The organism is Clostridium sp. NSJ-49 (assembly GCF_014287725.1).
Classification (GTDB): Bacteria; Bacillota; Clostridia; order Clostridiales; family Clostridiaceae; genus Clostridium; species Clostridium disporicum_B.
Window position 1 is genome coordinate 18,969 of the sequence record NZ_JACOOP010000024.1, and the last position, 12,499, is coordinate 31,467.

General features: G+C 28.7%; 10 protein-coding genes. All 10 read left to right on the forward strand.

What is annotated here, in order from left to right; genetic code table 11:
* Positions 1-28: 28 nt before the first annotated feature.
* The 10 genes from H8S10_RS09885 to H8S10_RS09930 all read left to right on the forward strand — a co-directional run bounded on the left by H8S10_RS09885 (position 29) and on the right by H8S10_RS09930 (position 12,384).
* Positions 29-1,336 (forward strand): extracellular solute-binding protein, encoded by a 1,308-nt coding sequence (locus tag H8S10_RS09885; RefSeq protein ID WP_186838753.1) that lies wholly within the window; start codon positions 29-31, stop codon positions 1,334-1,336.
* Between the two features lie 95 nt (positions 1,337-1,431).
* The gene (locus tag H8S10_RS09890; RefSeq protein WP_231074251.1) at positions 1,432-2,418 is read left to right on the forward strand and encodes a sugar ABC transporter permease; all 987 of its coding nucleotides are present in this window, start codon (positions 1,432-1,434) and stop codon (positions 2,416-2,418) included.
* Positions 2,419-2,432: 14 nt separating this feature from the next.
* On the forward strand, positions 2,433-3,269 hold the full coding sequence (locus tag H8S10_RS09895) for a carbohydrate ABC transporter permease (RefSeq protein WP_186838754.1): 837 nt from the start codon (positions 2,433-2,435) through the stop codon (positions 3,267-3,269).
* A 34-nt stretch (positions 3,270-3,303) separates the two neighbouring features.
* On the forward strand, positions 3,304-5,307 hold the full coding sequence (locus H8S10_RS09900) for a beta-galactosidase trimerization domain-containing protein (RefSeq protein ID WP_186838755.1): 2,004 nt from the start codon (positions 3,304-3,306) through the stop codon (positions 5,305-5,307).
* Positions 5,308-5,322: 15 nt separating this feature from the next.
* On the forward strand, positions 5,323-6,201 hold the full coding sequence (locus H8S10_RS09905) for an ROK family protein (protein ID WP_186838756.1): 879 nt from the start codon (positions 5,323-5,325) through the stop codon (positions 6,199-6,201).
* Between the two features lie 202 nt (positions 6,202-6,403).
* Entirely contained in the window at positions 6,404-7,012 is a 609-nt protein-coding gene (locus tag H8S10_RS09910; protein WP_186838757.1) for a sugar O-acetyltransferase, read from the forward strand.
* Between the two features lie 95 nt (positions 7,013-7,107).
* Entirely contained in the window at positions 7,108-8,085 is a 978-nt protein-coding gene (locus H8S10_RS09915) for an alpha/beta fold hydrolase (protein WP_186838758.1), read from the forward strand.
* Positions 8,086-8,300: 215 nt separating this feature from the next.
* Complete coding sequence (locus H8S10_RS09920) at positions 8,301-9,260, forward strand: alpha/beta hydrolase (RefSeq protein ID WP_186838759.1); 960 nt, start codon at positions 8,301-8,303, stop codon at positions 9,258-9,260.
* 280 nt (positions 9,261-9,540) lie between these two features.
* Positions 9,541-10,839, forward strand: coding sequence for an MBL fold metallo-hydrolase (locus H8S10_RS09925; protein WP_186838760.1), 1,299 nt, complete (start codon positions 9,541-9,543; stop codon positions 10,837-10,839).
* A 33-nt stretch (positions 10,840-10,872) separates the two neighbouring features.
* Entirely contained in the window at positions 10,873-12,384 is a 1,512-nt protein-coding gene (locus tag H8S10_RS09930) for a bifunctional UDP-sugar hydrolase/5'-nucleotidase (RefSeq protein ID WP_186838761.1), read from the forward strand.
* Positions 12,385-12,499 lie beyond the last annotated feature (115 nt).

Sequence of the window (12,499 nt, forward strand, 5' to 3'; positions counted from 1 at the left end):
AAAAATGAAAGATGGGGGAGAGGATTTTATGAGAAAAAAAATTATAGGATTACTTCTAGCAACAATGACTATGACTTCATTAGTTGGTTGTGGAAGTAGCAGTGCAAACAGTACAACTGAAGAGGGAGGAACAATAACTATAAAGATGCTATCTAGATATAGTAGTGACCAAGGGCCAGATGATATAACTATTAACAAAAGAATTGAAGAATTTATGGCTGAAAATACTAATATCATTGTTGAGCATGAAGCTATAGGTGATGAATCAACATACAATAATATGTTTAAGACATCAATAGCAACAGGGGATGCACCAGATGTATTTGTAAATTATGGAGGAACACAATTTAAAGAATATGTTGAAAGTGGATTATTTTATGATTTAAGTAAAGTTGCTGAAGAAGATACTGTATGGGGAGACAAGTATATAGAAAGTATGTTGGATGCTTGGAAGTATGAAGGCGTAGAAGGATATTATGGGGTTCCATTTTCATGTTTTGCTACAGGACTTTATTATAATAAAGAATTATTTGAAGAAAATGGATTAGAACCACCTACAACTATAGAAGAATTTGAAAAAGTATGTGATGAATTCTTAGCAAAGGGAATTACACCATTTGCTTTAGGTGATAAAGATAATTTTAGAGGAGCTCACCTTTTAGCTAATTTAGTTTTAAAGAGAGATGGATTTGATTATACAAAATCAATTATAGATGGTGAAACTAAATGGAATGATACAGCTATGAAGGAAGTATTTGAATTAATGAATTCATGGAGAGAAAAAGGGTATTTAGGAGAAAATATAACTACTCTAGATTCAAGTGGAGAACAATCTTTATTTTTAAATGGAGATACTCCAATGCATTTAAATGGTTCTTGGTTCATGAATCAAGTAAATGATTCTGATAATCCAGAAAGAGTTGGATTTATAGCATTCCCTTACTTTGAAAAATATCCAGAAAATAAGAATAATTGGCACTCAGGTACTTCAGAAGGATTTAGTTTATCTGCTACTAACGGGGAAGAAAGATTACAAGCTTCAATAAAGTTATTAAAGTATTTAACTGATGAAGAAGCGTACAATGAGTCTCAAGCTTTATCTAAAGGTGGAATTTATCCAGTAACAACAATGAAAGAAATTGATGATATAACTCCAATAGCTAAAGAATTCCAAGCTGCATTTACAGATGTTAATGAAGCTAAATTAGAGCCAGGTGATTATGCTGCTAAAGCACAATTAAGGGAAGAAATAAGAGATGCTATTCAAGGTATGTTTGCAGGAACTAGTGTAGATGATACTTTAGCTAGAATTCAGAAAGTAACTGATATGGAATAAAAATATTAAATAGAAGTTGTGGTATTTAATATAAGAGCCGCAGAATTTTGCGGCTCACTTTAATTAATACGGGAATTAAAGGAGGTTAAAATAAAATGAAAAATTCAGCTACAGCAGAAGTTGAAATAGATGAAATTGAAATAAGAAGTAAAAAAAGCCTTAATCCAGTACCTAATAATATACGAAAAAAATCTAAGATTAAGAAAATGATAAAAGAAAATATAGTATGCACACTATTTGTGCTACCGGCGGTTGCTATATATACCTTTTTTTATATATCATCAGTAGTTAAGTCATTATACTTATCTTTTGTAAAATGGAATGGTATTCCACTTATTGAAAAGAAATTTGTAGGTTTAGATAACTTTATAAATATATTCAAAGATCCAGCGTTTTATAGTGCATTAAAAAACGTAGGGGTATTTATGCTGGTAAGCTTTTTAGTAATAATGCCATTTGCGTATCTTTTAGCATTGCTAGTTAGTAGTAAATATATAAATGGAAAGAGATTTTTTAAGACAGTATATTTCTTGCCATCAATATTACCAACAGCAGCTACAGGGTTAATGTGGACATTAATATTATATAAATCTGGTGGAGCTCTAAATACACTTTTAATGAAAATAGGAATGGGAGCAGCACAGCAAGACTGGTTAGGTAATCCAAAACTTGCAATTTTAACAGTTGCTTTAGTTAATGCATGGATATTTATAGGATATAATATGCTTATTTTTGTGGCTGGATTAACTAATATTCCAGAAGAATTAATAGAAGCTGCTAAAATCGATGGAGCTAATGGCTTTAAAGAGCAAATACACATAGTTTTACCATTAATGAAAGAAAGCTTTAAGATATTCTCAGTATTAGCGATAGTAGGTTCTTTCAAAGTATTTGATATTATCTTTATTATGACTGGTGGAGGACCAGGGGGAGCTACAGATGTTCCAGTAACATTATTATATGATCAAGCGTTTAAATATAATAACTTTGGATATGGTAGCTCTATAGGGATGTTAATATTAGTGGCATCAATAATTTGTACATTAATATTAAATAAAGTATTTAAAGGTAATGATGATTAGAAAGGAGGAGTAAAATGTTAGAAAATAAAGAAAATAAAATAATAAAAATAGGTATGTACATTTGTGCTATATTCTGGGCTGTACTTAGCATTGCACCATTGATATTTACATTAATGTCATCATTCAAAAGTACTAATGAAATATATGGAGATGCATTTTCACTTCCTAAAAATTTTAGTTTTGCTAATTATGAAGCAGCACTTAGTAAGGCTAATATAGTAACAGCTATATTTAATTCATTTTTCTTAGCTATATCAACTACTATATTAGTAGTAATACTTGCTACACTAGTTGCTTATGTAATAACGAGAACAGGATTTAAACTTAGAAATTTACTTTTAACATATTTTGTAATTGGATTAACTATTCCAATGCATACAACATTAATTCCTATTGCAGATATTATTAATAGATATGGATTTAAAAATCAACTAATACCACTTATCTTTTTATATGCAACGTTTCAATTACCATTTGCTATATTTATGATGTCGGGATATATGAGAGGAATAAGTAAAGAAATAGATGAAGCAGCAATAATAGATGGATGTGGACGATTAAGATTAGTATTTGGAATATTACTTCCGCTTGCTAAACCAGCTGCAGCAACAATATCAATATTTACTTTTATGTCAGTTTATAATGAATTTATATTTGGACTTATGTTCTTAACTGATAAAACTAAATATACCATTTCAGTTGCGCTTATGAGTTTGAACGGAAGATATTCATCTGATAAAGGAGCAATATTTGCAGCTATAAGTATGTTTATAATACCGATAATAATTATATATGTATTATGTCAAAAGCATGTGGAAAAAGGTATTACATCAGGAGCAGTAAAAGGATAAATTATTATATGTTTAAGATTAGAGGAGAATTAATATGGGATATAAGACAAGAAGCAGACAAATACATTTAGATTTTCATACAAGTCCATTAATAGAGGGTATAGGAAAAGATTTTAATAAAGAAGAATTTGGTGAAGTGTTAGAAAAGGCTAGAGTTAATTCTATAACATGCTTTGCTAGATGTCATCATGGATACTTATATTATGATTCAAAGATTAATAAAGAAAGAGTTCATCCACATCTTGCTAATAAGAATTTGTTGAAAGAACAAATAGAAGCTTGTCATGAGAGAGGAATTAATGCGCCAATATATTTACCAGTTCAGTGGGACAAGTTCACTTATGATGAACATCCAGAATGGGTATCTAAAGATATAGATGGTAATATCATAAAAGGTGAAGGTGGAAAGCCTGGATTTTATGAGTTCTTATGTGTAAACAATGAATACAGAACATTTTTAAAGAATCATGTAAGAGAAATATTAGAAATGTTCCCAGAGTGTGATGGGTTATTCTTCGATATAGTTATGGTAGTGCCATGTGCTTGTGAAAATTGTAAGAAGAGTATGGAAGACTTAGGGATTGACTATACAATAAAAGGAGAAAGATTAAAATTCTCTGAAAAGATGCTTACTGAATTTAAGAGAGAAATGAGTCAGTTTGTTAAAGAGATAAATCAAAATGTAACTATATTCTATAATGGATCCCATATAAGCCCTCAACTTAAAGATGGACTAGATAATTATAGTCATATTGAAATTGAGTCATTACCAAGTGGTGGATGGGGATACATGCACTTTCCTACAACTGTTAGATATGCTAGAAATTTAGGTAAAGATTGCTTAGGTATGACAGGAAAATTCCATACTTATTGGGGAGATTTTCACTCATTTAAGAATTTAGCCGCACTTCAATATGAATGTTTCCACATGTTAGCACAAAATACAAAATGCTCTATTGGAGATCAATTAGATCCTAATGGAAAAATATCTAAAGAAGTTTATGATTTAATTGGTAAGGTTTATAGTGAAGTTGAAAAGAAGGAGCCTTGGTGCGAAGATGCAAAAGCAGTTTGTGAAATAGGAGTATTTACTCCGGAAGAATTTATAGACTATAAAGCAGAGAGACCGTTTGGATTAAAACCTTCAATAACTGGAGTAACTAGAATGTTACAAGAAGCTTCGCTTCAATTTGATATTATTGATAGTTCAATGGATTTTAATAAATACAAACTTTTAGTATTGTCAGAAGAAAGAGTTATTGTAAATGATGAATTTAGTTGTAAAATAGAGAGATTTATTCAAAATGGTGGTAAAATAATAGCTGTGTATGAAGGTGGATTAAATGAAGAAAAAACAGAGTTTAATATCCCATCTTTAAAAGTAAAATATGAAGGTAAAGGAGAATTTACTCCAACATTTATAATACCAGAAGGTCAATTAGCTAAAGATTTATATAACACAGAATATGTTATGTATGAAGATTTATCTAAAGTCTCTGTTGAAGAAGGTGGAGAAGTACTATGCAACTCAATAGAACCTTACTTCAATAGAACACCAGAACATTTTTGTTCGCATCAACATGCACCAAGTAGTGGGAAAATATATGAACCAGCTATTATAAAGGGAGATAATACAATATATATTGCTCATAAAATATTCTCTCAATATCATAACTATGGATCAGTTTGGTGCAAAAAGTTATTTATTAATGCTATAGATGCATTATTAGAAAATAGATTAATTAATCATAATGGACCTAGCACTATAATAAGTACTTTAAATGAGCAAGAAAATGAAAATAGATATGTACTACACCTACTTCATTATATACCTGAAAGAAGATGTCAAAGAATTGATGTAATCGAAGATGTGATACCTCTATATAATTTAGAAGTGAAAATGAATTTAGAAAAATCACCTAAGAGCGTTACATTAGTTCCACAAAATGAAGAGGTTAAGTTTAATATTGTAGATGGAATTTTAGAATTTACAGTAAATAAGGTAGATGGTCACCAAATGGTGGAGATAAATTATTAAAGGGAAGTAATAAAAATGAGAAAAATAATTTCTATAGATGTAGGTGGAACTTTTATAAAGTATGGGTTAGTTGATGAAGCTGGTAATGTTTTATGTAAAAATAAGATGGAGACTATTCAAAAAACAGCAGAGGGATTTGTAAATGAACTTTGTGAAATAGCTAATCTATATAAAGAACATAAAGATATTTTAGGTATAGCAATTAGCATGCCTGGATTTATAAATAATATAGAAGGTATTCCATTAGTTTGTAGTGTTTTAAGATTTATAGAAGGTTATAAATTACAAGAGGAACTATCATTAAGAACTAATTTAAAAGTTAGGATAGAAAATGATGCAAACTGTGTGGCCTTAGCTGAAAAGTTTAGTGGAAATGCAAGAGAGTGTGAAGACTTTATTTGTATAACTATTGGAACTGGTATAGGTGGAGGAATTTATTTAAATAATAAATTAATAAGAGGTAAACAGTTTAAGGGTGGAGAGTTTTGTTATATGATAACTAAAGATAAAGCGGGTTATCAGAAACTTAATGAAAATTCATCAATGACGGCTCTTATAAAAATGTATAAAGAATATAAAAATATAAGTGCTATGGAAAAAGTTTTAGGTTCAGATATTTTTAAAGAAGCAGAAAAAGATGAAGATATTAAAGCTATTATTAATGAATGGTATGGAAATATAGCAAGGATGATATATAATGTTTCATCAATGTTAAACCCTGAAAAAATATTAATAGGTGGAGGGGTTAGTGCAAGAGAAGAGCTGATTTCAGAATTGCAAAATGCACTAAATGAAATTCCATGGTGGAAGCATGTATCATGCACTATAGAAAAATGTAAGCATGAAAATGATGCTGGTTTAATAGGAGCAGCGTATAATTTCATAAATCCTTAATGCTAAGAATAAAGGTAGAGAGTTGTATAATACTCTCTATCTTTATTTTATTATAAAAAATAATACTTTCATTTTATGAAAATAATAAAGTGATATATGTAATAAAATAAAAAGTAGCAGAACTATTACATAAGAATTTATTATGTAAATAGATTAATATCTTTAAGTTATATAAATTATATTTAGATAAAAGGAATATAGAATGAATCAAAAAGAAAGAATGTTAGCAGGATTACCATATAAGGCATGGTTAGATGGATTAAAAGAAGAAAGAATGGAAAATAAGTTAAAAATATATGATTATAATTTAACTCGTCCAGATAATAAGAAAAAGATGAAAGAAATGATAAAAAATATACTTGGAAAAACAGGAGAAGAGGTGTTTATAGAACAACCTTTCCGTTGTGATTATGGTAAAAATATTGAGGTAGGTAATAATTTCTTTGCTAATTACAACTGTGTAATATTAGATGTTGCTAAAGTAACGATTGGAGAAAATGTTATGTTCGCTCCTAATGTATCAATTTATACAGCAGGTCACCCAATACATCCTGAATCAAGAAATTCAGGATATGAATATGGAATTCCTGTTACTATTGGTAACAATGTATGGGTAGGAGGTAATGTTGTAATTACTCCAGGAGTTACAATAGGTAATAATGTTGTTATTGGAGCAGGTAGTGTTGTTACAAAAGATATACCTGATAATGTTATAGCTGTAGGTAACCCTTGTAGAGTAATAAGAGAAATAACAGAAGAGGATAGAAAGTATTATTACAAAGATAAAGAATTTGATGTTGATGACTATTAAAACTATTTAAATCAAATATATTGACTATCAAAATAAATCTTATTAAAATAAATATCATATACTATGTAAAGAGGCATACATTTAGGAGGATGTTTATGAGTAAGAAGAAAAAGATAGTTATATGTATTATTTCATTTATATTAGTAGTATTAATTGGTGGATTAGGATTTGTAGGTAATTACTTCTTTGAATATGCTCTTCTTAGACAAGAAGGAATAGTAACTGCAGCAAATGTAGACCCAAATGCACCTCAATCAATAGAAACTATGGCTGAAGTAGCTAATAAAGAAAAAGCTAGAGAAGAAGTGGACAAGTGGTTAGAAGATGTAAAAACGGAAGAGACAACTATAGAGTCAGAGGATGGATTAAAGCTTTGGGGTAAGATGTATTTCCAAGAAGAGCAAACTGATAAGTGGGTAATAATTGCTCATGGTTATACTTCAAGCCATGAAGATATACAACCAATAGCTCTAAATTTCTACAATCAAGGATATAATGTTTTAACTCCAGATATGAGAGCCCATGGAAATAGTGAAGGTAAGTACATTGGTATGGGATGGCTGGATAGAAAAGATATTTTAAAATGGATAGATTATGTACTAAGTATAGATGCAGATTCTCAAATAGTACTATATGGAGAATCTATGGGGGGAGCTACTGTTATGATGACATCAGGTGAAGAGCTTCCATCTAACGTTAAAGCTATAGTAGAGGATTGTGGATATACTTCAGTTAAGGAGATGTTTGAAGCTCAATTATATGAAAGATTTAATCTTCCATCATTCCCTATAATAAATGTAGCAAATATAGTTACTGAAATAAGAGCGGGATATGATTTTGAAGAGGCTTCAGCTTTAGAGCAGGTTAAAAAGTCTAAGACTCCAATGTTATTTACTCATGGAGGCAATGATACTTATGTACCTACTGAAATGATTTATAGATTATATGATGCAGCTACTTGTGAAAAAGATATGCTTGTAATTGAGGGGGCAGGACATGGTTCAGCACCAGATGTAGATCCAGAAACTTATTATGAAAAAGTATTTACTTTCTTAAGTAAGTATGTAAAATAATTTTTATATTAATAGAAAAGGCAGTTTCAAAAGAGTATTTACCTTTAGATGGTAGATATGTTTGAAGCTGTCTTATATTATTTATAAATTAGTTAATAAAGTGTAACATTTTAAATAAAAGCAAAAATATCATTTTTAAATTGTTATAATTAAATTAATAAGTTAACATAAATAAATTAATAAGCTATATTTAAAAAAGTACATAGAGGTGCAATATGAGAGAAAATTTTAAGTTTGCTGACAGTGAAGGTGTTGAATTAAACGTATATAAATGGAGTCCAGAAGGTGAAGTTTTAGGTGTAGTGCAAATTTCTCATGGAATGACAGAGAATATTTTAAGATATGATGAATTTGCAAAATATCTAAATAATAAAGGCTTTATAGTATATGGACATGACCATAGAGGTCACGGATTAACTGCAAAATCTAAAGAGGAGCTTGGATATATAGCAGATAATGAAGGCTTTGATTGGTTAGTTAGAGATTTATATGAATTAATGATGATGATAAAAGAAGAGAATAATGGGCTTCCAATTTATTTATTTGGACATAGTATGGGGTCTTTTGTTAGCCAAAGGTTTATAGAGTTACATGGAAATGAAATAGATGGAGTAATTCTTTCAGGAAGTAATGGTGAACCAACAAAATTAACACCACTAGGAATATTACTATCAAATATAGAAATAAAATTATTTGGAAGAAAACATACAAGTAAAATGATGGACAAGCTTTCTTTCGGGGACTTTAATAAGAAGTTTAAACCTAATAGAACTCCTTATGACTGGTTATGTAGTGTAGATAGTGAAGTTGATAAATACATTGCTAATGAATATTGTGGATTTGTATGCTCTGCATCATTTTATTATGATTTATTAAGAGGATTAAGAGCAATACATAAGGATGAGAATTTTTCGTCTATACCTAAAGACTTACCGATATATATACTAGCTGGTGATATGGACCCTGTAGGATTCTTTGGTAAAGGAATAGTTAATTTATATGATAAATTAAAATTAACTGGAGTTAAAGATGTTGAATATAAGCTTTATAAAAATAAAAGACATGAAATTTTAAATGAAGATAATAAGCTGGAAGTTATGAATGACATATCCACTTGGTTATTTAATAAAGTAGTAAATAGAAAAAATGGATTAAAAGAAACAGTAGTATTATAGATTGAAAACTTTGAGGGGAACAAGGGTGAAACTTGTTCCCTTAATTTATTTTGATATTAAATATATGTATGGAAGAAAGTTAGTTTATATAAGTTTTGTATATAAAAAATTATTAGTCAAGTTTTTATTGAGGAAGGAAAAACTAATAATATAAATAGATACAAAATAACAAATATAAGTTATAATATAATGTCATACACTAATTGTTTACATAGTGTATTGTATATAAAGCAAAAGAGAAGATTAATAAGAAATAAACTTAAGAGGAGTTGTTTATAGAATGGTTTTAAAAGATAAGAAAACAAAGATTACTTTCCATAGTGGAGTTTTAACAATTGGAGGAACTATTATCGAGGTAGCCTATGAAGATAGTCATATATTCTTTGATTTTGGTTCAGAATATAATCCAGCGGCAAAGATTCAGCCAACAGATTTACAGGGACTATTAGATGAGAATTTAGTTCCATTTTTAGATAATATGTTTGACCCTAAAATTCCTTTAAAAGGATATGAGTCTAAAGAAAATAAGTTTGACAATACAGCAGTATTTTTATCACATATGCATTTAGACCATTCTAAGATTATAAACTACTTAAATCCAGAGGTTCCTCTATATACATTAGAGGGTACAAAGTCTTTATTAAATACTTTAAATATAAATAATGATTTTATCTTCCCACTTTATGAAAATGACGGAAATAAAAATACTAGAGATATTATTGGAGTTAAAGAAAATGAAGTTGTACAAGTTGGAAAAATAAAAGTTAAGGTTATGCCAGTTGACCATGATGCTTATGGAGCTTGTGGGTTATTTATTGAAACTCCTGACTTAACTATAGCTTATACTGGAGATATAAGACTTCACGGATATAGAAAAGATGATACATTAAATTTCTGTAAGGAAAGTGAAAATTGCGATGTATTATTAATTGAAGGTGTAAGTGTATCATTCCAAGATTTTGGAGATTCTTTAAGAGAAGGAGAGCCAAAGAATGAACCAGAATTAATAGATAAAATTAATAAGATAGTAAATGATAATAAAGGTAAACAAATAACATTTAATTATTATATTTCAAATGTTGAAAGAATTTTAAATATATTAAAAACAAACCCAAGAACTGTTGTCTTAGATGCATATAGTGCATATGTAGTAAAGGAAGCAGCTGGATATGAAGCACATTACTATCAGTTAGATGATAAACAATACGGTTTAAATCCAGAGTTAAAGATAGATTTTGAAGAATTATTAAATGATACTGAAAAGTATTTATGGCAGATAGATAAACTTGCTCTTGAGCATTTTAATAAATTAAAAGAAGGCGGAGTTTATATTCACTGTGATGCACAACCATTAGGAGAGTTTGATCCAGCATTTGCACCTTTTGTAAAATCTTTTGCAGATAAAAATATTGAATTTAATAGAGTAGTATGTAGTGGGCATGCACGTCCATATGATTTAATAGAAATAATAAACTTAATAAAACCTAAGTTATTAGCACCTATTCATTCATATCATCCAGAAAAACTTTATAATGAAAATGGAGATATGATATTAGTAGAAAAGGGACAAACAATATAAAGTAGTTGTACTTTATATGAAAGGAGAGCAAATATGAAATTAGCTATATATCAGACAAGTGATTTGCATGGATATGTTTATCCTACTAATTATGTTAAGGATATGCCTCTTGGAATTCTTAAGATTGGAAGTTACATATTAAAAGATGAGAAAAATTATGATGCATCTTTAAAGATAGATTGTGGAGATTTAATTCAAGGCTCAGCTTTAGCACATTATTTATCTAAGGGAAAGATAGATAAAAATCCTATTATTCAAGGATTAGAATTTATAGGTTATGATGCTTATGTCATAGGTAATCATGAATTTAATTATGGACAGGATTATTTAAATGCTTCTTATAAAGAAGTAGAAGATAAAATAATAAATGCTAATATTGAAGGGTTAAGTCTTAATACAAAACCATATAAAATATTTGATTTTGATGGATTTAAGATTGGCTTCATCGGAGTTACAACATCATTTATACCAAATTGGGAGCATGAAAAGAATATTACTGGATTAAGCTTTTTAAATCCTGTAGAGGTATATGGAAAATATGAAGATGAGCTAAAAGAAAAAGCTGATTTTATAGTTGTTTGCTATCATGGAGGATTTGAAAAAAGTTTAGATGGAACTAATACCCCAACAGAAAAACTAACTAAGGAGAATCAAGCTAGTGAATTATTAGAAAAGTATGATTCAATAGATATGGTTCTAAGCGGACATCAGCATAGATCATTTATCATAAAGATTAATGGGATTATTTGTGCTCAACCACTTCATAATGGTCAAACATTCACAAAAGTTGTATTAGATACTGAAAGTAAAGAAGCATCTTATGAATTAATAGATGTATCTAAGTTAAATGATGAAATTAATCAAGATATGGAAAAGATATTTAATAATGTTCAAGCAGAGCTGCAAGATTATTTAAATAATGAGATTGGTGAATTTGATAAAGATATATTAATGGATGATATTTTTATAGCAAGATTAAAGGGACATCCATTTATAAACTTCTTACACCAAGTACAGCTAGATGTTTCAGGAGCTGATTTCTCAGCATTATCATTATTTGATTCAGCTATTGGATTTAAAAAGAATGTTTCAATTAGAGATGTATTAATTAATTATCCATATCCAAATACATTAATGGTCTTAAAAATAAATGGACATAAATTAAAGGAAGCCATAGAAAAGGCTGCTACATATTTTGTTGTAGAAGATGGAGAAGTAAAAATAAACAATGGATTCTTGGTTCCTAAGGTACAAAACTATAATTATGATACTTTTGGTGGATTGACATATGAAATAGATTTATCTAGAGAATTTGGTGATAGAGTTGTATCTATGAAGAAAGATAATGAAGAGATTGATTTAGATAAAGACTATACTGTAGTTTTAAATAATTATCGTGCAACTAATACTTCGATATATCCAGCATATGAAAATGCAAAAGTAGTTAAGGAAATAAATGTCGATATAAGTGAAATAATAATAAATTATTTCCAAGGAAATAAAAAAATTAAAGTTATTGATGAAAGCAACTATGTAATTAAATAAAAAAATAATATACATTAAAGAGTAAAATGATAGTCGATAATAATTATTTTTATATAAAAAAGAATAATTATTATCGACTTTTTTATACTTATATATTATTGAAGATAGAATACCT